The sequence below is a fragment of the Microcoleus sp. Aus8_D2 genome (genome assembly GCF_036702665.1).
In the GTDB taxonomy this organism is placed as follows: domain Bacteria; phylum Cyanobacteriota; class Cyanobacteriia; order Cyanobacteriales; family Microcoleaceae; genus Microcoleus.
In genome coordinates, this window is record NZ_JAUBUN010000025.1 from 1 (window position 1) to 23,810 (window position 23,810).

The following is a 23,810-nucleotide window of genomic DNA, read 5'->3' on the forward strand; positions in this document are numbered from 1 at the left end:
CCTCCGTGAATATGGGATTATAACTAATAACTTATATGCGGTCATGCTATAGCCCTATTCAAAAACCAGATGCACCCGATCGACTCTTGGCGAGATACGTTATCTTTTCTGGTAAGTGCTGGAATATTAGACGAGCAATTGCATAAATCTTGGATGCGCTTTTGAAAACCGCTCCTTAACGCAGATGCTGTTCAAGATTATTTGCGAATGCTGGCAATTCAAGTTTATTGCAAGCTGTCTCTACCATAAAAATTAGTATCATGGACTTGCTATTTTTTGTAATTATCTCATTTTTTTTACTTTTAGTTAGTGCCATTAAAGGTTATTTTGTCGTTGAGCCGCTGCTAGCTTCTATGGCAATTTTTATGGCCATTTTATTAAACAGGGGATTTCAACTAAAAAGCTTAATTAAAATGGCTGTGACTGGAAGTCAAAAATCTTTTTCAGTCATCGGCATTTTACTTTTAATCGGCGCAGTCATGGCTGTCTGGATGGCTGCGGGGACGGTTCCGGTTCTCGTATATTGGGGAATTAAATTAATTAGCCCTCAGTATTTTATATTTTGGGCATTTGTCTTAACTAGCATGGTTTCTCTGCTGCTGGGAACTTCCTTTGGCACTGTGAGTACGATCGGCATTGCTTTAACGATCGCAGCAAAGGGCAGCGGTGTCAATCCCAATACGATCGCCGGAGCAATTATTGCCGGAGCTTATTTTGGCGATCGGTGTTCTCCGATGTCTTCTAGTGCTAATTTGATTGCCACTATTACCCGCACAGAAATTTATACTAACATCAAAAATATGGCGGTAACAGCTTTTTATCCGCTGATAGTTTCCAGCATCTTGTATTTTATTTTATCCCTAACAAATCCCGTTGAAGTTGCTGGCAACAACCTGGCTGTGGAAATTGGCAAAGCCTTCAATCTTAACTGGATAACTTGGCTGCCTGCCTTGACAATTTTAATTTTTTGTGTGTTGCGAGTAGAAGTCAAAATTGCTATGGCTGTTAGTATAATTGCCGGAAGTGCGATCGCCCATTTCGTCCAAGGTTATTCGGCGATCGACATTTTGCAATTTGCGATCGCCGGATTTAAGTTAGAATCAACTTCTAGTTTAAAAAATATTGTGGCCGGAGGAGGCATTTTGTCGATGGTCAAAGTTTCAAGCGTTGTAATTGTATCGACAGCATTTGCAGGCATTTTTGCGGGAACGAGAACGCTAGAATTTATTGAAGTTTATCTCAACAAAGTTCGATCCAGAGGCGATTTATTTTTAGCAACGACAGCCATCAGCATTTTATCAGCCGCATTTGGCTGCACCCAAGCTATCGCCATCCTCCTGACTCATCAGCTAGTTGAAGACAAATACCGAAAAGACGGATTAGATGATTATCAAGTTGCTGTAGACTTGGAAAATACCGCTGTTGTAATTTCTCCATTAATTCCTTGGAATATTGCCGGATTAGTGCCTGCAACAATCTTAGGTGTTAATTCAGATTTTATCCCTTATGCTGTTTATTTGTATCTCATTCCTTTATTTAACTTGATTCAACTGAATCTGGCTAATCCACCTCATAAAAATTAACCAAAATTCAGATACATCTTGCATTCATTCTCTCGCTTTTCCTAAAATTATCGGCGTTCATCTGTATTGCATCTGCCTTAAATCTGCGATCGACCTATCATATTAATTCCGGTTGTATGGGAATGATTTAACCGCAGAGAACGCAGAGAACGCTCTTGACACAGAGAGAGAGAAGAGATATGAATGATTCCGATGCTGACGGAATTGATATCAATCAAATATTTATGCTACCGGAAAAATTGCTTTAAAGCCCAAAGCCCGATCGGGATCAATTAAAATCAGACGATTCATTACTCCAATCCTCTTGCTTCTAGGTAGATGTCGCCCTCATCCCTTCGGCTGCGCTCGGGGGACGAGCCCTCAAGCGGTCAACTGTCAAGCGGTCAACTGAATGGTCTACTTTGGTAGTGGTGCCAAGATTTTATCAGCATGACTCGCCGCCACCGCCGTAAATAACGCCTCATAATGATTCAAAGCTTCCTCAAACCCGTAATTCTCCACAGCATACTTTCTACCTTGCTCGCCCAGCGCATTCACGCGATCGCAATTTAAGAACAAATCCTCAACAGCATCCGCCAAAGCCTGCGGATCTTCCGGGGCTACCACCACCCCGCCGCCGCTTTGCTGCACTGCTTTGTGGGCTGTACCAGTTTCGGGAACCGACGCCAAAATTGCCCGGCCGCTAGCAAGAAGCACTTGAATTTTTGAAGGCATATTAAAGTTAGTCACCCGGCGCTTTTGTACGACTAAACTAACATCCGCAGCAGCTAACATTTCGGGCAATTTTTCTCGCGGTTCAAAGGGCAGTAACATTACATTGGTAGCTTTGTAGGTTTCGCAATCTTTTTGCAAGCGCGCGAGTGCTGTTGATTCCCCGACAATTACAAAAGCAATTTCGGGTATGTGTTTCAAACGGGCTGCTGCTTTGACCACTGTTTGCAAACCTTGGGTAAGGGCAATATTCCCAGCGTAAAGAACCACAAATTTGCCATTTAGTTTGTGGGTTTCACGAAATGGGTTATTTTGTTTTGGTAAGGGGCGAATGAAGTTAACATCAACCCAATTGGGAAGGCAAACTATTTTTTTTGGAGGTACTCCCTGAGAGTGCAATTTGCTGACAAAACCGCTGTCGATAACGCTGACTTGGCTGGCTGTGCTGTAGGCTAATTTTTCTAGGGCGTCAGCAATCTTAATTAGCATTCCGTTTTTTTTCACCAAGCCAACGCGCACGGCTGCTTCTGAGACTATATCCTGTACGTTGAGGACGATCGGGATATTGCGAAGAGCTCCGTAAAAGGCGACTGGGACGCAAATCGGTAAAGGGGGCATTGTCGAGAAAATCACGTCTGGACGCCAGCCTCTGAAGGCTTGGACGGCGCTGGATACGACAAAACTGCCGTCTAGCAAAAGCCTGTCTAACAGGCTGGGATGGGGGCCGTTGACGCGCAGGTAGCTGCGCTGAATGGTGACGCCTTTGTGTTCTTCGGTGAGGTAAAATTTGCCCCGATATTGGGGATAAATCCTGCGTTGGGGATAGTTGGGCATTCCGGTGACGACTCGGACTTGATGCCCGCGCTTGACTAGGCCTTGGGCTAGTTCTGTCATCAAGGGGGCTATGCCGATCGGCTCTGGATAGTAGTTATAGGAATAAATTAGAATACGCATAATATTTAGTTTGAAGCAAATTGTCCTGCCGCGACTAATTCGATCGTGCACCCGGTGAATTGCAGAGGATGTGATTGGTTTTCAGGGAGCATCTCAGGGGTGGCGATGGGGCCTGCCGACGATCGCCAGAAGCCGCCCAGGTTCGGGCGGGCATCGCGCCCTCAGGTAAGGTTTTTGCGCATTACCAGGCAGTTGGAGCGATCGTCGGTACGGGTATATTGCAACTCGTCGGTGAGCTTGTACATAAACACCAGTCCCCTTTCTCCTTCTCTGTCCAAGGGATCGCGCTGCTCTTGCAGGATCGAGCGCAGCTTTGATTCCAGGTTGAAGGGTTGACCCCTGTCCCAAATCCTAATTTCTAAGTAATCTGCAAACAGTTTTACATCAATGTCGATCGGCGTCTCGGGGGGCAAGTTCAGATGAGCATGGCGGACAGCATTTGTAAACCCTTCGTTAACAATCAGGCTGCACTGCCACCACAAATCCTGTGGTATCAGTGGCAGAACAATATTCTCCAACCATTCCGAAACTTGTGTCAGAGCCTTTAGGTCTGTTTTAACCTGAAGGTGGAACTCGGCAATTGGTTGCTCGTCTTTCATTTTTCTTCTCCCTGGTCGCCCCCCACCACCGCTTTACTCAGCGCAAGTTGGAGAGGAAAAGGAGGGCAAGGTCTTGGCAACATATTAGTTAAGTCAAGCTTGAATTGAAGAAGCCCGTTTTGCCTCAAGGTGAGCATTCCTTTCGCACCATTTACTCGCACAGAAAATGAGAGACTTCCGATACTCTAACCCGCCTCGGTAGGGCGTTTAAATAGGAAAAATTCCCGACTCAGTCGATTTTAGATTTTAGATTTTAGATTTTAGATTGACTTGCAGCTTTGAATCAAAGGATCCCGAACTTGAGTCTAAAATTTGGGGATCAGCACGACAGGAGTCGGAAAGCTAGTATCCGTTTTTGGGCCTTGTCAGCTTGCGAGGAGTGATTTGAGCTTCGACAGTCTTAGCAGTCGGTACTTTTATCAACACACCTGAGTTCTTGTCGTCCTCGAAAACCCTGCTGGCGTTATTCGAGTACGACCTCAAACTCGCAAATTGCTAATTAATGCTCCGATCGCACAGCAGGCACATAGATCCACATTTTCTTCGCTGCGAATTTTAACACTTAATACTAAGGTAAGTATCGCGATCGATCGCCTGCTTGACTTGCGTATCGAGTTCGAGTTGCCGCCGCCCGTCGGCAACAGCAACGCCAAAGTTCAGCGGTGGGTTGTTGACCGATCTTACATAGCGCCACTATTTTTGTTAAATAGCACAGTTACGGTTTTAACAATTAGTGTCAGGTCATACATCAGGCTCCACTCTTGTTGGTATTTTAAATCTAAACGGATGACATCTTCAAAATCGCGGACTTTAGAGCGACCGTTGACTTGCCATTCGCCAGTCATCCCGGGCTTGACATCCAAACGCTGCCACTGAGGGACTTCGTAGCGCTCTACTTCGTCTGGAGTAGGGGGTCTGGTGCCGACTAGACTCATTTCGCCTTTGAGCACGTTCCAAAACTGCGGCAATTCATCAAGACTGGTTTTGCGCAAAATGCGCCCGACTTTGGTAATCCGCGGGTCGTTGTCATTTTTGAAAAATGCGCCAGAAGCTTGGTTTTTAATTTGGGCTTTCATGGCTTCGGCATTGGTACACATCGATCGAAATTTCCAAATCCGAAATTTTCTCCCCATCCAGCCGCAGCGGGTTTGTGCAAAAAATATCGGGCCCGGATCGTTAATCGTGATGGCTGCCGCTATAGGTACCAACAAAATTCCCGTAATTATCAAACCCACAATTGCCCCAACGACATCTATCACCCGTTTCACCAACGACTGCACCGAGGGGTGCGTCATCGGTAGGTGATTGTCCGAGGGGTCTGTCTGTGTGGGAGTTGAGCTTGCAGAAGGCTGCTCGATTGTCAGCACTTGATCTAGGCTGGTGAGAGCAAATACTGCCATCACCTGCGGCTTGAGGCTCCGGAGCACCAAGTCACTGCCGCGCTGTTTGGCAAATTTCAGATTGCTGACTAAAGCACCGATCCCGCTACTGTCAATGAATGTCGTCTGACTGAAGTCTAGGACAATTTTGCTGGGAACGGTGTTTTCAGAGAAAAGTTGCTGGCAGGTTGTCTTGAAGTTTACGGCTTCAAGCACGCTCAAGCGCGCGGGTATGTGAACTGAGGGAATCTCGTCCAAGTACGTAACCCGAAAATCTGCCTCTGGGGTTTGGCTGACCATGAAGTCCTAGTTTCAAATTTCAAGCTGATGTCTTTAGCTTATTGTGTCCTAGCGGCTTCACCTTTACCAAGTATTATTGTTACCAAAAGGCTAGCTTTATACAAACTTTACAAAAACGCCCGAAAATTTGGTCGCCGATCGCCCCGATATCACAGGCAAGGGTAGACTTGAGTCTACCCGTCCAAGTTTTGGCCCAAAAATTTTGAACGCAGCCGCTGCGCAACTTTGACATCGGAATCAAGATTTTCGGTGAATAAGCTGGCGTGCATCTAATTTTCACAATCCTGTTTCTTAAAACCATGAGTGGGGTGGGCAGGATATCCCGCCCTAAAAATTAAATCTCAATGCCCCAACAGCTTATGCAGCGCCGTTAACGGTTGTTAACAGCTAACAGTTAACAGGAAAGTCAACAGTTAACAGTTAACAGGAAAACCCCCGCACCAAGCGTCGGGGGACGAAGTTAAGAATTGTAGACGTTTTCTGACTGCGAGGTTTCGCGGGTAATGGGTTGGACTTTGGCTTTGGCTTTGGCTGCGTTGCGTTTCAAGGCCTGGAGACGAGCTTCGTATTTAGCCCGTTGAGTTTTTTTGGAGGTTTGCTCGATTAAGGTTTTTAAGGCGCTACCGAGGCTTTTGTAGGCGTTTGGGAGAGTGTAGCCGAAGCGGGTGGCGAGGGCGAGGGCTTTTTCGTCGGCGTCTACTGCTTCTTTTAAACTTTTCTCTCCGTTGTTTTTTTGGTAAAGTCTCCAGCCGGAGACGCCGCACAGGGATAGGGCCAGTACCAGCAGCAAGCCGTCTTGCACCCAAAGTTCGCCGACGGCGCCGCCTAAACCAATGGCGAGGGCTGCCATTTCCCAACCGTCTCTGGGGATGGTGTCGTTTTGGATTCTGGCGACTTCGTGCCAAAATAGGAGGTTGCGCTGATCCATTGCTAGCTGTTCCCAGCGGATCAGGTCTATCTGTATTTCTACCTGGTCTTTGCCTATTTCTTCGCTGCGGATCAGGGTGGGATTAACTTCTATTGTTTTTTCTACTGTTACCCAACTTTGGAGTTCTGGGGGCAGTATATTTTTCAAGCGCCGGATCTCACTCATCTCGGCTCTTGCTGTAGAGGTTGCATAGGATGTCATAGCTCCGGCCTATTGATTTTCCAAAGGTTAATATGTGTCTATTTCTGGAGTATAGCAAACCTTGAATCCAAATATAGTCGAGCTACGGGAGTCGATCGACCCTGAGGGCAATTTTACTTGATTTTAGTCTCTTGAGGGGCGATCGCATTCTGGGCGATCGATCAATTCCTTCCGACTATTTCATCAACGGTTGGATTTCCTGCCGCAATTTCGACCAAGCCGCCAAAACTTCCGGCTTAGAAGTTATCCCTTTTTGAACCAAAACAACTCCGTCCAATACTTCAGCAATTCCGTAAGCACCTATCCGCAGAGCTTCGTCGGTAAAACGCACTCCCCCCCGAACTCTACCTCTGTCAATCGGAGCTTTTAAATTATTCTGCTGCAACTGCCACAAATCTAACAACGCATAATCGACATCGACCAATTTTCCCTGTTCATCTTTCATCTGCATCACCTCTAAACGGATCAGGTTTCGGCGACCAGAAAGGTGAGAAACTATATAACCGCTAGTCGAAACACTAGCATCTTGGGGAATCAAATTAAACACTTTTTTGACATGAGCTGCGTGTCCGAGTTGAGCGGGCAAAGATTGATAAACCCAAGGTTGAAACGAGTAAGGAGAAATAAAATACAAAGCTCGACCTGGATTGGAAGTATATGTAAGTAACATCGACAAACCAATACACCCAATCCAGAAGCGATGGAACCTGGGTTTAAATTTATCTTGATGCTGCGACCACCACAGTATTGTACCGTAAAACAAGCCCGGAATTACAGCAAAAGTGTAGCGAGTGTTGATCGAAGTAGCAGCCTGATTAAAAACTTGCAGCAGCAGAACCATTAAAGGAAAAACAGTCATTAACCAGGCGCTCGGAGTAATAACAGGTACAAATGCTAGCGGCAACCAATGACCTAAAAGATATAAAACTCTCCTACTTGCATCTTTAAAAAATACTTCAATAATTATCTGAGGTTGAGTAATAATCGCCCACAGCAATTCTAGTGTTGACGGATTTTCGGTTTTGACGAATTTCCTAAAGTAATTAGCTATATACAACCGGGAATTGTCAACCGAAAACATCGGCATTATGGTATTAGTTATGAACACCACATAGCTAAAACTGAGCGCGCACAAAGCCATGCCAGCGCGGGGGGAGCGGCGGCTGACAATTAAATACGATCCGATGCCAAACAAGCTAATTCCAGCATCTTCGCGAGTGCCTAAAGTTAAAACTGCGAACAGCCAAAATAGCGGCCAGCGCTGCTTTTCTAATGCTAGAAGCAAGCTAAATATAAATAGAGGAATTTGGCAGTGTTCGTAAAAATTTCCCAGCGTCGGGCCAATTACACCGTTTGCTCCGTAATAGCTGGCTACTATCATTACCGACATGGGAACAGATAGATAGTGTCTTGCTAAGAAATACAGCACTATTCCGGCGGCAGCAATTAAAGCTACTTGCAAAACTATTAGAGTGACTGGAGAGGGAAATAAGGCATAAATCGGCATCCAAATCAGAAAATCAATGACGAAGTGTTGCCCTAAATGGATGTAAGATGGGTATGACAGTTGTCTGTCCATCAGCGAGGCGCTAGAGGCGGCTGAGGACATTGAACTTTGAAAGAATCTGCCGTGTACGCTATTCCAAAATACTTGGTTAAATAGGCCGTGATCGTAGGTGGATAAGAAGCTTTCGTAGCGGATAATGCTAAAGGTTAAAACTATTATAAAAAATATGGTTGCTAGGATTGTAACTTGACGCAATCCTGTTTGATTTTTCCAGTAGTCTAGAGGTTTTATTTTCATGGTTTGTGCTGGTGCAGATATTTTTTAAGCTTGATTGGACTTATTGTCTGGATGTTTGATAGAGCCGGTTAACCGCAGATGTCAGGCAGATTAACACAGATGAACGCAGATAATTACAAGAGAGTTTTTGACTTTTATAATATGTCTAGTGGACTTACCGACAGGTGACCAAAAACCGGGTTTTTCGCTAAAATATTCGCTCAAACATGGAATAATAGTTAAAATACCCGGTTTCTTTGGTCGGAGTGCGCAAATCTGGGTTGACGGAAATTGTGCTTAAATTCGGAAATAGTAATAAATTTGCCTTGGGTTTTAAGCTTGGTAAGGTATTTTTCTAGTTTGTCAACCATTTTTTTGCCTGAGTCTTTTTTGACGTAACCGGGTAATTTAAACTGGGAAATATCTGTGAATTCCCAGGGGTGAAAGTAGATGTTCAAATACGAGTCTGTTTCTAGGGTGAGCTTGGCTGCTAATTGTATCACTGACAGGGGGAAGTTTTTAAAGCTCAACCAAAATAAGGGAAATCTGATCGTAGGAGTGACTGAAATAGGAAGGTTGAGCAGTTTATTCGTATAATATGCAGTTCTGGGTTTAGATAGGTTGTTGTATCTACCGGGGATATAGGTGGGATTAATTGACGAGTTGTATTCGTAGCCTGCTTTTTCTATTTCTATGTCGTCAACGGGCTGAAGTCTTGCCATCCTGAATCCGGTGACTTGAGTATTGGTTATTTGTTCTAAGGTTTGCTTGGATTTTTGTAAATCTTCTAGGCAAAATTGAGAGTGGTAAAAGCCGTGGGAGGCGATTTCGTGGTGTTTTGAGAGTTCTCTGATTGTATCTCGGTGGTGGAGTGCAAAGTTGGCTGTCACAAAAAATGTGGCTGTAATCTCTAATCTGTCGAGAAGTGCCATAATATTTGACAATCCTCGGCTAGAGATTTCAAATTTAATCTCGTCTGTCAGGGGTTGACCGTATTCTTCGGGGATGTCAAATTCTTCTATGTCAAAGCTCAACAAAATTGATTTATTCATAGTAGCCTGCGCGGTCGTTGGATCTAATTTTAAATAAGCAGCTCAGCATTTTTAGGGAATCTTTAAGTATATTGACTTGAGAAAGTTTGTAGAGGTGTTGCTGGGAAACTCGGGCGGGGATTTCACCAATTGTATATCCTTTCTTTTTGGCTAAAAATAGCAGTTCTGCATCAAAGGAAAAGCCTGTAAGTGTTTGTCTTTTAAAGATTTCTTGGGCTGGTAGTTTTTTAAAGCCTTTGAGTCCGGCTTGCATATCTCTATATTTGAGATTCAGCAGGGCTCGGGAAATTAAATTAAATATTTTGCCTGCTATTTTTCTGAGTAAGGTAAGATTTCGGAAGTTTTCTCTATCGAGATTTCTGCAACCAATTACAACATCAAATTTTTCTAATTTTTCTACTAAGGGTTCAAGGTGTTCGAGGGAGTAAGCTAAGTCGCCATCCATGAAGCAAATGCAGTCGGCGTTTGCATCTTCGCATCCTGTTTTAACGGCATACCCTTTACCTTGACGGTTGCTGTAAGAAATTAGTTTGATGTGATGTGTGGGGAAAGCTTTGAGTTTCTTGTCTATAATTTCTAGGGTATTGTCGGTAGAGCCGTCATTAACAATGATAAAATTGTAAGCGTGATTTTTTTGAGAAAATTCTAAAATTCTGTCAAAGGTTTGCTCTATGCAATTTGCTTCGTTGTAAACAGGCAGAATTACTGCGATTTTCATCATTGTTGTTCGATCGGGCTTTCGCTGAAATATGCTAGCACCTCGGGCGGGAAATCACAAGTAAAGAAAATCACCTGGAAAAAATTTCGGGCAAAAAATAAGCATTGTCAACTTTGGGCCCGGGTTGCACCAAAAGTGCGATCGCCACAAATTGTATCATGCTAGAGTTGACCTAGCTCATCTTTAAGACAGATGCGGGCGATCGACAATCTAGACACTCCCAGCACCTGATCCCAAAAAACCCTCATACTACCGCCTGAACTCCATACCTCATGAGGTTGTAATTGTCAATGGTAAATTATTTAGTTAAGAAATGGCCGGAGTATTTTCAACCCGGTATGACACCCAAAAAAAAACGTATTATTAGATTTTTACTAGCATTCCTCCTAACTTTCATCACATATCAAGTAATCTTAGAAATTATCACAGTAGAAATTCCGATTTTCGGCTTTCACGATATTGTTGACCTGCGGAATCCCCAGGAAATACCGCCACAGCGGCGAGACTTTCCCGGCGACTACAGCCAGCAAAACTTGGAACCTTTTTTAGAAGACTTAGTTACGCATAACTATTGGTTTTTGTCAACCCAAGAACTTTACGAGTATTTCATCGCTAATCCCAAAAAGCCGATACCGAGTGAATATCGCGATCGCAAAAAGGTCATGATTTCCTTTGACGATGGAAACAAAAGCATTTATACGCACTTACTGCCGATTTTAGAAAGACTCGAAAATAAATACCGCAAAAAAGCTAAAGTAGTTGTATTTGTCAACTCCGGCTTCTTAGGGCGTCAAGATTCACTCATAAAAAAAGTAACTTGTCAAGACTTAAGAGACGGAATGCAAAAAGGTTTTTATGATATTCAATCCCACGGACTGAATCACGAAAACCTCACCAAAATTTATCCGATAGCACTAGACAGAGAATTATCTCAAGACCAAATTAGACTGAGGAAATGCACCCAAGATTTAGACCAAAATCAAATAGTTGCTTCACACATAGCCTACCCCTTTGGCGCTGTCAACAAACAAGTTGAAAAATATGTTGCCAAATACTACAAATCCGGATACTTGTACGACAGTCTCAAATTAAAATTGCGGTTTTTTCCACCCAACAAATACCGAATTTCGAGGTTAACAGTCAATACAAAACACTCCGCAAAAAGACTCAGCAGCCTAGCTTCTGGAAGCTGGTTGCACAAATTGATCCGTAAATAAATTTGCTCGACTAATATATAGTTATTAAAACAGAATCGGTGAGTGCATTGGAATACACAACATCAGAGTCACAAGATAGCGTAAAAAACGAAAAGCTTTTTGCAATTCCTGCGGTTTCCCAACGCGCAGACGCGCTGGATGCGCTGCGCGGACTAGCAGTTTTAGCGATGGTTTTATCGGGTACAATAGCCCGCAAAACATTACCAGCGTGGATGTATCACGCGCAACTCCCACCACCAGACCACATTTTTAACAACAAACTGCCCGGATTAACCTGGGTTGACTTAGTTTTCCCCTTCTTTTTGTTTGCAATGGGCGCCGCGATACCCCTAGCTTTGTCCCGCCGCATCGCCAAGGGATGGGATACAAAAAAAATAATTTTCTCTATTTTACAAAGAGGCTTTTTCTTAGCGTCATTCGCGATATTTCTCCAACACATTCGCCCAACTACAATTAACCCCGACGAACCCAGCCCGCAAAAGTGGTGGCTGGCTTTGTGCGGATTTGTCATACTATTTTTGATGTACGTTCGCTGGCCCCAAAAGTGGTCGGCGTGGCTGCGCAGAGGATTAACCCTGGCTGCTTGGAGTGCCGGAATTGGCTTCATATCTCACATCAAATATCCCGACGGTAGGGGAATTTCTTTTAACCGCAGCGATATTATCTTGATGGTACTGGCAAATGTGGCGGTTTTAGGCTCGATAATTTGGCTATTGACTCGTTCAAATGTGTGGTTGCGAGTCGGATTTTTGGGCTTGCTGTTGGCGGCGCGGCTGTCTTCTCATGATGATGGTTGGATTAAGCTTGTTTGGCTGTACTCTCCTGCACCTTGGCTGTTTCAATTTGATTATTTAAAGTATTTGTTTGTGGTAATTCCCGGTACAATAGTGGGGGATTTGCTTGGTCGGTGGATAGAGTATTCTTCGCCGCAAGAGGCGAGTTATGCTAGCTGGAAGAGTTGGCGCTATTTCAGCATTATGGTTTTGATGTTTGCTGTAAATCTAGTCTTGTTAGTTGGACTGCAAGCTCGATTGGTGTGGCAGACTGCATTAGTGACGGTGGTGCTGTGTTTGTGCGGTTGGGTTTTGTTGAGAAAGCCTGGGAATGTCACGGAAAATGTATTGAACCGCCTTTACAAATGGGGGTTTTATTGGCTGGTTCTGGGTTTGCTGTTCGAGCCTTATGAGGGTGGAATTAAGAAAGATCCTGCGACGATGAGTTACTTTTTTATAACTACTGGAATGGCGATTTTTCTGTTGATTGGGTTGACAATAATTATCGATGTGTTTCAGAAGAGATGGTTTTTGCAGTTGTTTATTGATAACGGGGTGAATCCAATGATTGGCTATGCGGGATTTGCGAATATTATCTGGCCGATTCTGGTGTTGAATCAATGGGAACCGATGATTGTTGAGATGACTTCAACCGATCCGTTTATGGGATTTTTGAGGGGTTTTGGATATACGGCGATTTTGGCGTTCATTGTGGTGGTGTTTACGAGGTTGAAACTATTTTTGAGGACTTGAATTGTGAGGTTGAGTTCGACAGTTGGGCGGGGCGGGTTTACCGATATCTCTGATTTGTATTGCAGACTAGGCGTGAACCAAGGCGTGTCATATCATTTCCGGTCGATTACCATAACAAAAAAGGTTCGTAGTACGGACTTCAGTCCGCTCTTTTCTGAGGACTCGCATTCCGCACAGATCCTTACTTATTGCGGTCAATCGACCGGACATGATATCAACAACCAGGTCAAATGTAGTATCAGTCTACTGTTTGAATTCATAGTTTTCTCGATCGCCCTTCCCTAGGGCAACCACAGGGGGATTGCCCTAGGAAGGGGCACCGGAGACGCTAAAAGCGTTCCCCTTCTTCAGGGGATGCGAGACGGAAGCATCCGTTACATAAGACTTACCCAAAGCTACCCAGAGCTTTACAGTTCTGGACTTTGACGCTTACTTTCTGCTTCACCCTGGTAGTGTCGGCACTCTCCAGTCCACAGACTAACACCGCCTAACTGACGGCTTTTTGCAGATTAATTGCGGCATTCAAATCTCTGTCTTGACTGTGGCCGCAACTGTGACATTCAAACACTCTTTCTGAAAGCAAAAGAGTTTCTTTTTTAGCACCGCAATGAGAGCAAAGTTTAGAACTGGGGAACCATCGATCGACAATTACCAGCTTGGCACCGTACAATTGACATTTATAGGTCAATTGCCTGCGCAACTCAAAGAAGCTCATATCGGCAATTGCTGCTGCTAATTTGTGATTTGCCAGCATTCCAGATACATTTAAATCCTCAATGACTATTATGCCGTGGTTCTTGGCAAGTAGTGTGCTGAGTTTATGCAATGTATCTTTGCGGATGTTGGCAATCTTGCGGTGCAGTTTAGCTATCTTAATTTTAGCTTTTTTCCAGTGACGAGAACCTTTAACCTTGTGGCGGTTCAGATATTGGAGGCGTGCTAATTTTTGGCAGTATTTGCGATAGGATTTAGCTCCGACTATTACTTCACCTGTGCTGAGGGTTGCCTGGTTTTTGATACCGAGGTCAACACCGACAATGCTTGTGTTATTAAGGGTTTGTGCGTTGACCTCAAATCTGAAACTGATAAACCATCGATCGGCTTGGCGGCTAATTGTTACCGATTTGGGTTGAACTTGTGGCAACCTTTCGTAAGTTTTCAGCACACCAATTACAGGCACTTGAATTTGCCGATTGCCAAGGATTTTAACTGTGCCTTCTAAAGTAAACGAGTCGCGGGAGCCTTTCTTTTTAAATTGAGGCACGCCAGCAGTTTTGTGAAAACAGCGTTTCCAAGACTCGCGTAGCGCCATTAGCGCTTGTTGTGGGGTAGATTTGGAACATTCGTAATACCAAGGACATTCCGGCTTGACCAACTTCACCAACAACTTATGCAGATCGATTGCAGTAGGAAACTTGATTTTGTTGTCAGGATTGGCTTGGTTGTAGTCAAGAACGTTTTTGGTAATAAACAAACCCCAATTCCAAGCGTGACGCGCTACTCCACAATGGCGTGCAAATTTAGTACGTTGAGAGTTGTTGGCTTTGATTTCGGTTTTAAATCCCAGTAACATGGCAATTTTTTAATCCATTATCGCAACTCGTATTTTTACCGCTCCAACGGTCTAAATCTAATCAAACATAGACCGCGATCCAAGTAAAGAAAACCGTACAGACAGATAATTTGTTGCCCAAAATGTCGAGCAATGGGTAACAATGTCTAGGAATGAGGTAACAGTTACTACCCCCATTTTGCAAAAATATTAAACTGCAAGTTCACCATTCTATTCGGCACAACGCAGTTGTAACAGACGGTGGCAGTTGTCAAAAATGGCGATCGCATCGCATCGCACCCTCTACCCTCTACCCCACCACGCCACAAAACCTCAACTTATTTAAACCGCTTGCGGGAGCGACCAACACTATACAACATATTTGGGATTTTGTCCAGAGAATTCCGAAGAATCCGACTTTTCCGACTTCAGAACCCGACTTTTCCGACTTTAGATCCCGACTTTTCCGACTTTCCAACTCGACTTTTCCGATTAGAGTGTTAGTATGAGAGAGGATCTAGTTGTTGCCGCTGCCTGCAACAACTAACCCTGTCAAGGTCGATCCCAGCCCTGTGGACAGTTAAGAGGATGGGAATCTCAAGGCATAACATAAAAAATTTATCTGTCAAATTTGGGGGCAAATGTGACTAATTAAGTTTCTGTTTTGGGATTGAATAACCTCACGCTGTTGGCCTGATTGTGGGGCGGCAACTTTACACAAAAAACACAAAACTTTCCGAAAAAAACGTGGATTAGTTTTGACATTTAAAACACTTGCTGGTAATGCCGACAAAGGCTCGAACAAGTAACAGAATTAATCGGGTGCAGAAAAACTACTCTAAGTGAACCAACAATCCAAAGTAATTGGTAATTTTAAGTAATGAATCAATTAGTGACTCAAGCACTCGTACTGTCATCCCCGAACGAGGGTGCGGGGGATATAATTTCAACAAATTTCTGGCATCTATGGCAGGAATATCGAGGCTATCTTTATCGTTGTTGTGTTAGGTGGACAGGCAATCGTAACGATGCGGAAGATGCTCTCAGTCAGGCGATGATCGAAGCCGGCGAGAAAGTGCTAGAGGATGCCGGTGCTATTAATAATTTCAAATCATGGCTGACTAAACTCACCTATAATGTCTGCATCGATATTCATCGCCAGCGCAATAGAAGCGGGAGTCGGGTTGAAAGTTTGGATGCCATCTCTGCGGGATATCAAGAGGAATTGGTCAGCCAAGAAGAAACACCATATCTTGTCGCGTAGCGACAAGATATGGTGTTTTTTTTTCGGGGTGCAATTGATGAGTTGTCGCCCTTATTGCGAGCGAATTTTCTTTGGCATTTCAAGCAAGAATTGTCCCATCGAGAAATTGCGGAAAAACTGAATATTTCTGATGAGAATGTCCCCCAACGCATCTCCCAGGCGTGGGAGATTTTGCGGGAAAAATTGCCGGAGTATGAGGGAGAAGAAAAAAGCGCTGTTTCTCCAGGGACAAAACCGGGGCAATCGAAGAAAGCAAAGCTCCAAAAATACCTTAAAACCGAGAGTTTGACCTCCGAAGGAGAGCTTGCCAAGAAAAAGCAGATTGAGTGTGATGAGATAGTTTTGGTGGATGCTCAATCTCAGGCAGAAATCCTCCTGTCAAATTCTCCATCCGTTAATGCCTCATGCCTTCGTAGTTGCTCTGAAGATATAGAGAAAACGTTCTGGCAGCTATGGCAGCAAAATCGAGATTATTTTTACCGTTGCTGTCTCAAGTGGATGGGCGGTAATTCTATGGATGCGGAAGAAGCGCTCAGTCGCGCAATGGTCAAAGCTTGGGATAAATTACCAGACTATGCCGAAAAAATCACTAACCTCCGAGCTTGGCTCACCCGCTTAACCCATAATATCTGTGTAGATATACATCGAGAACGTCGCCGCCGTAAGGCAATACAAATAGAGAATCTTGAAGACATAGCCACTGGAGAAAACTCAGCGGTTATTTCTAGTTGTGACTCTCCTGAATTAGCACTTCTAAATCATGAGTTGGGACAGTACCTTCGCGAGGCCATAGATTCTCTTCCTTCTCGACTGCGCGCTCCGTTTACTATGCGTTACTGCGACCAGATTTCCTATCAAGATATAGCCCAAAAACTCGCCATCTCCCTCGATAACATTTACAAGCGCATCCAACAGGCGCGAGAGATTCTGCAAAAGCGTTTGAGAAGGTATTTATCAGGGTTGGATGATGCTCTGTTAGATTCTTCCAAGGTTGGCAAAAAGGAAAAGCTGGTGGTGGAGAGTTCCCAATCTGAGGAAACGATAATATCCGCCTCTATGACTGCGGACAACATTGGTGAGACAATTAATTATCAGGTAACAGAATCATGTCTAGAAACGCTGCACTACGGGTCGTATCGCTTGCTCTCTCCTCTGGGGTGGAGTTGAATGCGAGCCTGGTTGTAGAAGAAAAAAACACCCGATTTGACCAGAAACTGAAAACATTAAGTCAGTACGTGCAGCAGTATCCCTCTGGATGGAAGAAACGCTGGGAATTGGCGAATCTGCTGTACGCAATGGGTCACATTGAGCAGGCGGTTGAGGAGTATCGCCAAGTGATTGAGCGGCAGCCCCAATTAATTGATGTACGGTTGAAATTGGGGAAACTCTTGCAGCTAATGGGGCAGGAGGCTGAGGCAATAGCGATGTATGAAAGTGCCTTGCCCTTGGTACGCAATGAGGCGACTCGGCAGCATATCGGTGGATTGATTGCAGTCTGTAAAGGTGACAGTCAGGGCGCAATACTGGCTCTTGAGTCGGCGGCTTCCCTAGAACCAGACAACGCGGCTCACTGGCTGGTGTTGGGACAGGTGCAGATGGGGAGAGAGGATGCGGTTGCGGCTTTGCGAACCTTTGATAGGGTTTTGTTACTTAAACCGGATGATGTTTTAACGCTGATTGACTGCTACGACGCGAGTCAGGCGGTGGGTGATGTGCCCGAAGCGCAGCGGCGCTTGAGCAAAGTGCTAGAGTTGGCTCCCGATGATTTCCGGGTACTCAAACGACTGGCTAATACTCGTTGCCGGATGAGATTGGTATCGGGTGAGGAAGGGAAGCAGACTAAACAGATAATTAGTTCCGCTCTGCGACTGGCTCCTGATGCGGTGGATGCCCGCGAGTTGCTGGCATATTATCACGTTTTCCGAGGGGAGTCGGCTAATGGGCTAGCGGTGTTGGCACAGTTTACTGAGGAACACCCGAATAATCCTAGGGGTTGGTATTCCTATGGGCGGTGCTTGTTCCACACGGGTGAATACCAGGGGGCGGCTGAGGCGATGCTGAAGGCTTATTGTCTGTACCCCAATGATTGTGAAATTGATCGGGCGTTGTGTGAGATTTTGCCTGTTACCTCTCCCCCAGCCCCTCTCGATCCCCCCTCCGCCCCCCTTCCCAAGGGGGGAACCAGTCTCAAAGTCCCCCTTGTTAAGGGGGATTTAGGGGGATCTAACCCTCAAGTAACCCTTGCATCAATAGTAGAAGAGATGCTCGATCGGTTTCCTGAGCGCTACAGTGTTTGGACGACGGCGGGGCGGGTGCTGGTGGAATGTTTTCAGGAAATTGAGCGGGGGTGCAGCATCTCTGCCAAAGCAACGCAACTTCAGCCCCAGTTGCCTGATGCCTGGTTTCGTCATGGGCGGGTGTTGGCACTGGCTCTTAAACACCGGGAAGCGGTGGAAGCGTTGCAGCAAGGATGGCAGTTATTACCTGAAGCGGGGGGTTATCTGCAATCTGCATCTGTGGCGGTGTGGCTGGGGGAGAGTTACCGAGTGCTGGGGGATGACGCGGCGAGTCGGCGGTGGTGGGAAGAGGCTTGTCGGTTAGCGAATGAACTGATGGAGTTTGACCCGGCGATCGCTCATTACTGGCAAGGGAGAGCGTTGCTGGGGTTGGGGGATGTGACGGGTGCGAAACAGGCTTATAAAAGTGCGTTGAGTCGGCGGTTGCTCTACCCTTTTCGCGGGGAGGTTGAAGAGGCAGTGAAACCGTTGAAAGGTAAGAGGCGAAAGGGCGATCGGGCTTGAGGCAGGTTTAAGGGGGTGCATTGAGTTGGGAAAAAACAGCCTCTAACTCGAAAAATTCAGAAATTGACTACTGGAAGCGTCTTAAGGGTGTAGAGACGGAAGACAAAAATAAAATTTCGTCTCTATACAATCCAAGCAAACTAATTAAAATGGAGGCTAATTATTATGTTTCGTTTCCGATAAATATTTGAGCTGCAAAAATAAATTTGCAATCTGATGAAATGTGATTGAAAATCGATGTAGGGTGGGCACTGCCGTCAGTGCCCACCCTACATCTTTTGTTGCTGATCTCAACTCAATGACAAAATTTTGTGCGATGGGTGGTTCTCGTGCTTGAGGTGGTTTCATAGGGTGGATTGAGTTAGGGAAAAATTGCCTCTAACTCGAAAAATTCAGAAATAGGCTTTGGGAATCGTCTCTAAAGAGAAAGAAAAAACTTAAGTCATTAGCTATCCATCTAGAAACCAAGGAGGAAAAAGACATGAGTATTTTTAGACCTGACAACCAGAAGCGATATGACAGAGCGGTACAACTATCACAAGAAACTAATAGCTATTGGGCAGAGTACCAAAATGACACATCTTTAATCGTAAAAAACACGGAGAATCTAGTTGAAAATTTGAGCATCATTCTTCAACTAACCAATCAAGATCCTAATAAAGTATTCCCTATTTTTGAAGGATCGTCCTATTGGATAACAGAAGGACGTTTTTCTCTCCCTGCATCTACTACAAAAGGAGATTGGGCACCATACATAAAAGGAGTTCAAATACTTTTAAGCAGTTATATTGGTCTAAAGCTATTGAATGCGGGTGTTAGCGAGGCTAGATTAACTATACAGTTAATGGCACTGGCGAGAATAACAACAGCTCGGACCGCTTTCAGATTTTCAGCAGATGAAATTGGCGTAGCCATAAGTGGAATTAGTCGATTAACCCGGTTAGGAATCTATGCAAAAAATATCCTCCCACGAATTGTGGGAGGAATAGCCATAGGCGTATTTATCGAATTAGGTATCGACCTATGGGAAGATGAAACCACATATGACAGACTAACAAAAGCGATCAAAGAGCAAGCGGAGAAACGGCTCGAAATATATTACCTGAAATTGGGAAGCCAAAAGGTTATGAAGACGCTTGAATTAATAAACGGAATGGCAGAGATAGAGATAGAAAAAATCAAAAAAAATCCCCAACGTAAGGTTGATATAACTGAAGACATACTGGATCCCCTCATCAACAAGTTAACAAAAGAAATGAAAGGAATAACCAAGGAATGCTTAGATGGTCTAAGTTGGCAGGATCAAGAAAAATACACAAATGACGATCCTAACCTAACGAAACACCTTGATGATCTCAGCAAAACAAAGAAACTGAAGACAATCAGGATATATAGTGGTGATGTTGTTGACTCGCTTCAATGCATTACAGAGGATAATAGGGAATTACCCAAATGGGGAGGAAATGGAGGAGAAAAACAAGACATCACTTTTGTCGAGAATGAAAAGATTACAAAAATCACATGGAAGGAAGCGACCTCTTATGGAATAGAAGCCATAGCCGTTGTCACTCACCTGACAATAATAACCACCATGAATACTTATGGACCATTCGGAACAGGACAAGGAAGAGTGAACTCAATTCAAAGAGAGGTTGAGACTCCAAAAGGGCAAGTTGTAGCCCAGATAATCGGACAAAAAACCGCGCAATTCGACGAGGATAAAAAATTAATTCAGAATAAATATGTAGAGTGCATAAATGTTATCGGCCAAGTGGTGGAGTGAGCGATAGGTTGGGCATTGCCCACCCTACCGATCGAGAAGCTATCCCAATGAAAACTGCCAAATTCACAATCTAAATTTTTGCCCACAGGATTCACATCAACCATGCAGCAAATTATTTGGTTTATAAAAACAATAAGTAAATATCTCGGCTCCTACCGATGGCAATTTATTTTAATGTTTGGCTGCCTAATTTTCGATGCAGCCTTTGATTCTGTACTAAGAGTTAGTTTGAAATTTATTGTGGATGCAGCAATTGTCCCTCAAAACTATAAACTTTTAGTTTTAATCATATCCCTATTTGCTGTAGGCGCGATTCTCTACACTGTCATTGGTTTACTGGGCAACTTTTTAGGAGCGCGTTTGGGCATTGTCATCATCAACAATATTCGGCGCTCCCTATTCGAGCATCTCCAAAATCTGTCAATGGAGTTTTTTGGGCGACGTTCAGCCGGAGATCTTGTCAAATGTCTGATTTCCGACGTACAGCAAGTAGAGAATGGTTTAATTACGATGGGGCTAACCGTCGTTGTTTTAGAAATTAGCAGCATCCTATTTACTACTATTTTCATGTTCTCACTTAACTGGCAGTTAGCTACTCTAACTTGCATTGGTTTAACCATCTGTATCATGGCCCCTGCCCCCATTGCTAAGATGGCTACTGCTCAAGGCTATCATTTGCTACAAAAAGAAGGAGAAATAGCCAGCATTGTTGAAGAGAATATTCTCTCTCAATCAGTTGTCAAACTATTTGGGATGGAACGCCGAGCTACCCATGATTTTTCCGCTGATTTGAATGACTTGCAACGGGTTTATGTTCGGGCCACATTTTTGTCCTACTTGGTGCAAAAAGTTCCCATGATTCTGTTTGTCATAACCCAGCTTGCGATTTTGAGTATCGGTGCACTGATGACCTACCGCAATTCCATTTCTGTAGGAACTCTAGTTTCCTATCAGGTTTTGTTGTTGGGCTTAAATCTGAATATTATTGGCTTTACCGGTTCGCTTCCAATTGTCATTGATGGAGTAGCCGCTCTACAACGCATCAATGATATTCTCTCAGAAACGCCTGCGGTTCGGGACACCTCAGATGCGGTTGCATTGCCGCCTTTTACCCAAGATATTTGCTTTGATAATGTCACCTTTAACTATTCGGCCGAAAGAATGGGGGTGAAAAATCTATCGCTGAAGATTCGCCGAGGTGAGTATGTGATATTTGTCGGGCAGAGCGGCGCCGGAAAAAGTACGATTGTTAACTTACTAACGCGCTTTTACGACCCCGATAAAGGACGCATTTTGTTTGATGGGGTCGATTTGCGTCATGCAACTGTGCGTTCGCTTCGTTCTCAAATTGGACTGGTTTCTCAGGAAGTAATTTTGTTTAATTGCTCGGTGCGGGAAAACATCCGCATGGGCTATCTAGAAGCCAGTGATGAGCAGGTAGAAGCCGCAGCCAAAGCCGCCGAGATTCACAAATTTATTTTGTCCTTACCCCAAGGCTACGACACACTTGTTGGTGACAGGGGCGGACAGTTATCAGGGGGACAACGGCAAAGAATCGCCCTCGCCAGGGCGTTGGTGAGAAATCCAGCAATTCTAATTCTTGATGAAGCCACATCATCATTAGACCCCGCCACGGAAGGAGAAATCCTCGCCACCATCGAGCGCATCACCAAAGAACGCACCGTAATTTTCATCACGCACCGCATGGCTCATGCATTACGTGCGGATGTCATGTTCGTGATGGATAACGGAGGTTTGGTTGTTAGCGGTTGACACACAGATTTGATTCAACCCAAACCCACCAGGGAATTAATTCCCTGGCTTATAGCCAAAGTCGGTTGAAACCGACTACAAGAAACAGGACGCTTTTTAGTTTATTTCAATGGACTTGAGCTATTAGACCGGAACTTAAGTTCCGGGCGGACTTCGGGAAAATGAATCAACCCTGCCCTTTTTAAGGGCGAAAAGAGGAAAGTTACACATCGCGTTACTCACAAATTTGACCTGTACTGAATATCTTGGAGTTAACAATTATGACCAGCACAAATGATTCCAAATGGCTCATCCCCTCTTCTAGTCGCCTTGCCTCAAAATCTCTTGAAGAAGAGGAAGCGATGTGGGATGAAAACCACAAAGATTATGCTGGCAAGGCTTTCAGCCTGACACAAGACCCTGACCTTTGCAAAGCCCTGATCCGTCCTTATCATCAATCTTCCTGCTTTGATATTCCCAATTCTCCAGACATCCAAGTTCTGATTCCTAGCTGTGGCTCGGAAATTCATCTTCAGAAGGCATTACTAGAGTTTTGTCCGCAAATTGGCAAAATTTACTGCACAGATTTTTCCCAAACCGGAATTGAAAAAGCACGGGAAAATTGGCAAAAATCAGATGGAGATTCCAGGCTTAACAGCCAACAATTAGTTTTTGAGAAACTTGATTCTACCAAAATAATAGAAGAAAGACCCGATTGGAAAGAAAAATTTGATTATGTCCTAGCGGTTGCTGCCGTTGTCTCCAGTGAGGATGAAATCAATCGCCAGATAATACACGAATTTTCTAAAGTTCTCAAACCAGGTGGTAAGCTTTACGGCTTTTTTCCTACCATCTTTTGTCCTTTAGAAATTGCCCATTTAAGTAAACCACACGCTTATTGGGTAACAGCAGGGCTAGTCAATGTACCGCACAACACGCTTCACGGGCGGGAGTGGCATTATTCACAGATACATTATACGCCCTTGCGCTTGAATCGCATCTTTAAAGAAGTGGGTTTTAAACGGCTAAATTTTGAGATTTATTTTTTGGATTCGGAAATTTTAGCTAACGTTCTGAAAGAGGATATCGAGCATGATGATCCCGATATCTATCTCTGGGATCTTCTCGTCCGGTATGAGAAAGACGCTCTCGGTTGAGGATTTTGGCAAAGCACCTGCATTGAAAAAGAGGACACGATCAAAGTCTCAGAAACCCGGTTTCTTCATAAATTGATCGTGACTCGTCCCAAAACTCGTAGAAACCGGGTTTCTAGCTACCTATCGCGTGGCCTCAGAAACCCGGTTTCTTCCTAAATTAATCGTGACTCATCCCAAAACCCGTAGAAACCGGGTTTCTAGCTACCTATCGCGTGACCTCAGAAACCCGGTTTCTTCCTAAATTGATCGTGACTCGTCCCAAAACCCGTAGAAACCGGGTTTCTCGCTACCTATCGCGTGGCCTCAGAAACCCGGTTTCTTCCTAGATTTATCGCGACTCATCCCAAAACCCGTAGAAACCGGGTTTCTCGCTACCTATCGCGTGGCCTCAGAAACCCGGTTTCTTCCTAAATTAATCGTGACTCATCCCAAAACTCGTAGAAACCGGGTTTCTCGCTACCTATCGCGTGGCCTCAGAAACCCGGTTTCTTCCTAAATTTATCGCGACTCATCCCAAAACTCGTAGAAACCGGGTTTCTAGCTACCTATG

At 44.5% G+C, this 23,810-nt stretch carries 18 protein-coding genes; 9 read left to right on the top strand and 9 right to left on the bottom strand.

The genetic code is table 11. The features are described 5' to 3' along the window. The first annotated feature begins 260 nt into the window (after window positions 1-260). Window positions 261-1,583 carry a Na+/H+ antiporter NhaC family protein gene (locus tag QUB64_RS19605; protein WP_333269313.1) on the top strand — a complete coding sequence of 441 codons (1,323 nt, stop codon included), beginning with the start codon at window positions 261-263 and terminating at the stop codon, window positions 1,581-1,583. Window positions 1,584-1,979: 396 nt separating this feature from the next. On the opposite strand, the gene QUB64_RS19610 is transcribed toward QUB64_RS19605, so the two are convergent. The 8 genes from QUB64_RS19610 to QUB64_RS19645 form a co-directional block, all read right to left on the bottom strand. Then, entirely contained in the window at window positions 1,980-3,248 is a 1,269-nt protein-coding gene (locus QUB64_RS19610; protein ID WP_333269312.1) for a WcaI family glycosyltransferase, read from the bottom strand. Window positions 3,249-3,409: 161 nt separating this feature from the next. Then, entirely contained in the window at window positions 3,410-3,847 is a 438-nt protein-coding gene (locus QUB64_RS19615; RefSeq protein WP_333269311.1) for an ATP-binding protein, read from the bottom strand. Between the two features lie 479 nt (window positions 3,848-4,326). Then, on the bottom strand, window positions 4,327-4,494 hold the full coding sequence (locus tag QUB64_RS19620; protein WP_333269310.1) for a hypothetical protein: 168 nt from the start codon (window positions 4,492-4,494) through the stop codon (window positions 4,327-4,329). 33 nt (window positions 4,495-4,527) lie between these two features. Then, a complete protein-coding gene (locus QUB64_RS19625; RefSeq protein ID WP_333269309.1) occupies window positions 4,528-5,526 on the bottom strand; it encodes a sugar transferase in 999 nt (332 codons plus the stop codon). A 460-nt stretch (window positions 5,527-5,986) separates the two neighbouring features. Beyond that, entirely contained in the window at window positions 5,987-6,655 is a 669-nt protein-coding gene (locus QUB64_RS19630; protein WP_333269308.1) for a DUF3318 domain-containing protein, read from the bottom strand. A 175-nt stretch (window positions 6,656-6,830) separates the two neighbouring features. Next, window positions 6,831-8,459 carry a DUF2079 domain-containing protein gene (locus QUB64_RS19635; protein WP_333269307.1) on the bottom strand — a complete coding sequence of 543 codons (1,629 nt, stop codon included), beginning with the start codon at window positions 8,457-8,459 and terminating at the stop codon, window positions 6,831-6,833. 218 nt (window positions 8,460-8,677) lie between these two features. Further along, a complete protein-coding gene (locus QUB64_RS19640; protein ID WP_333269306.1) occupies window positions 8,678-9,490 on the bottom strand; it encodes a polysaccharide deacetylase family protein in 813 nt (270 codons plus the stop codon). After that, window positions 9,483-10,211, bottom strand: coding sequence for a glycosyltransferase (locus QUB64_RS19645; protein WP_333269305.1), 729 nt, complete (start codon window positions 10,209-10,211; stop codon window positions 9,483-9,485). The genes QUB64_RS19640 and QUB64_RS19645 overlap by 8 nt, the downstream gene beginning before the upstream one ends. A gap of 287 nt (window positions 10,212-10,498) precedes the next feature. Between QUB64_RS19645 and QUB64_RS19650 the strand changes: the two genes are divergently transcribed. After that, on the top strand, window positions 10,499-11,425 hold the full coding sequence (locus QUB64_RS19650) for a polysaccharide deacetylase family protein (protein ID WP_333269304.1): 927 nt from the start codon (window positions 10,499-10,501) through the stop codon (window positions 11,423-11,425). A 38-nt stretch (window positions 11,426-11,463) separates the two neighbouring features. Next, on the top strand, window positions 11,464-12,951 hold the full coding sequence (locus QUB64_RS19655) for a DUF5009 domain-containing protein (protein ID WP_333269303.1): 1,488 nt from the start codon (window positions 11,464-11,466) through the stop codon (window positions 12,949-12,951). 487 nt (window positions 12,952-13,438) lie between these two features. On the opposite strand, the gene QUB64_RS19660 is transcribed toward QUB64_RS19655, so the two are convergent. Beyond that, window positions 13,439-14,524: an RNA-guided endonuclease InsQ/TnpB family protein gene (locus QUB64_RS19660; protein ID WP_333269302.1), complete on the bottom strand. Its 1,086-nt coding sequence runs from the start codon at window positions 14,522-14,524 to the stop codon at window positions 13,439-13,441. Window positions 14,525-15,383: 859 nt separating this feature from the next. On the opposite strand from QUB64_RS19660, the gene QUB64_RS19665 reads away from it, so the two are divergent. The 6 genes from QUB64_RS19665 to QUB64_RS19690 all read left to right on the top strand — a co-directional run bounded on the left by QUB64_RS19665 (window position 15,384) and on the right by QUB64_RS19690 (window position 23,260). Next, window positions 15,384-15,767, top strand: coding sequence for an RNA polymerase sigma factor (locus QUB64_RS19665; RefSeq protein ID WP_333269301.1), 384 nt, complete (start codon window positions 15,384-15,386; stop codon window positions 15,765-15,767). Between the two features lie 9 nt (window positions 15,768-15,776). Further along, on the top strand, window positions 15,777-16,934 hold the full coding sequence (locus QUB64_RS19670) for an RNA polymerase sigma factor (RefSeq protein ID WP_333269300.1): 1,158 nt from the start codon (window positions 15,777-15,779) through the stop codon (window positions 16,932-16,934). Next, a complete protein-coding gene (locus QUB64_RS19675; protein WP_333269299.1) occupies window positions 16,874-18,568 on the top strand; it encodes a tetratricopeptide repeat protein in 1,695 nt (564 codons plus the stop codon). The genes QUB64_RS19670 and QUB64_RS19675 overlap by 61 nt, the downstream gene beginning before the upstream one ends. 481 nt (window positions 18,569-19,049) lie before the next feature. Beyond that, a complete protein-coding gene (locus tag QUB64_RS19680) occupies window positions 19,050-20,351 on the top strand; it encodes a jacalin-like lectin (protein ID WP_333269298.1) in 1,302 nt (433 codons plus the stop codon). A 174-nt stretch (window positions 20,352-20,525) separates the two neighbouring features. After that, window positions 20,526-22,124 carry an ABC transporter ATP-binding protein gene (locus QUB64_RS19685; RefSeq protein WP_333269297.1) on the top strand — a complete coding sequence of 533 codons (1,599 nt, stop codon included), beginning with the start codon at window positions 20,526-20,528 and terminating at the stop codon, window positions 22,122-22,124. Window positions 22,125-22,384: 260 nt separating this feature from the next. Continuing rightward, entirely contained in the window at window positions 22,385-23,260 is an 876-nt protein-coding gene (locus QUB64_RS19690; RefSeq protein ID WP_333269296.1) for a class I SAM-dependent methyltransferase, read from the top strand. Window positions 23,261-23,810: the final 550 nt, after the last annotated feature.

What these genes read in the sequence shown, in the direction of transcription:
- QUB64_RS19605 (WP_333269313.1), top strand. Translation starts at nt 261, where the DNA reads ATGGACTTGCTATTTTTTGTAATTATCTCATTTTTTTTACTTTTAGTT.
- QUB64_RS19610 (WP_333269312.1), bottom strand. Translation starts at nt 3,248, where the DNA reads ATGCGTATTCTAATTTATTCCTATAACTACTATCCAGAGCCGATCGGC.
- QUB64_RS19615 (WP_333269311.1), bottom strand. Translation starts at nt 3,847, where the DNA reads ATGAAAGACGAGCAACCAATTGCCGAGTTCCACCTTCAGGTTAAAACA.
- QUB64_RS19625 (WP_333269309.1), bottom strand. Translation starts at nt 5,526, where the DNA reads ATGGTCAGCCAAACCCCAGAGGCAGATTTTCGGGTTACGTACTTGGAC.
- QUB64_RS19630 (WP_333269308.1), bottom strand. Translation starts at nt 6,655, where the DNA reads ATGACATCCTATGCAACCTCTACAGCAAGAGCCGAGATGAGTGAGATC.
- QUB64_RS19635 (WP_333269307.1), bottom strand. Translation starts at nt 8,459, where the DNA reads ATGAAAATAAAACCTCTAGACTACTGGAAAAATCAAACAGGATTGCGT.
- QUB64_RS19640 (WP_333269306.1), bottom strand. Translation starts at nt 9,490, where the DNA reads ATGAATAAATCAATTTTGTTGAGCTTTGACATAGAAGAATTTGACATC.
- QUB64_RS19645 (WP_333269305.1), bottom strand. Translation starts at nt 10,211, where the DNA reads ATGATGAAAATCGCAGTAATTCTGCCTGTTTACAACGAAGCAAATTGC.
- QUB64_RS19650 (WP_333269304.1), top strand. Translation starts at nt 10,499, where the DNA reads ATGGTAAATTATTTAGTTAAGAAATGGCCGGAGTATTTTCAACCCGGT.
- QUB64_RS19660 (WP_333269302.1), bottom strand. Translation starts at nt 14,524, where the DNA reads ATGTTACTGGGATTTAAAACCGAAATCAAAGCCAACAACTCTCAACGT.
- QUB64_RS19665 (WP_333269301.1), top strand. Translation starts at nt 15,384, where the DNA reads ATGAATCAATTAGTGACTCAAGCACTCGTACTGTCATCCCCGAACGAG.
- QUB64_RS19670 (WP_333269300.1), top strand. Translation starts at nt 15,777, where the DNA reads ATGGTGTTTTTTTTTCGGGGTGCAATTGATGAGTTGTCGCCCTTATTG.
- QUB64_RS19675 (WP_333269299.1), top strand. Translation starts at nt 16,874, where the DNA reads ATGTCTAGAAACGCTGCACTACGGGTCGTATCGCTTGCTCTCTCCTCT.
- QUB64_RS19680 (WP_333269298.1), top strand. Translation starts at nt 19,050, where the DNA reads ATGAGTATTTTTAGACCTGACAACCAGAAGCGATATGACAGAGCGGTA.
- QUB64_RS19685 (WP_333269297.1), top strand. Translation starts at nt 20,526, where the DNA reads ATGTTTGGCTGCCTAATTTTCGATGCAGCCTTTGATTCTGTACTAAGA.
- QUB64_RS19690 (WP_333269296.1), top strand. Translation starts at nt 22,385, where the DNA reads ATGACCAGCACAAATGATTCCAAATGGCTCATCCCCTCTTCTAGTCGC.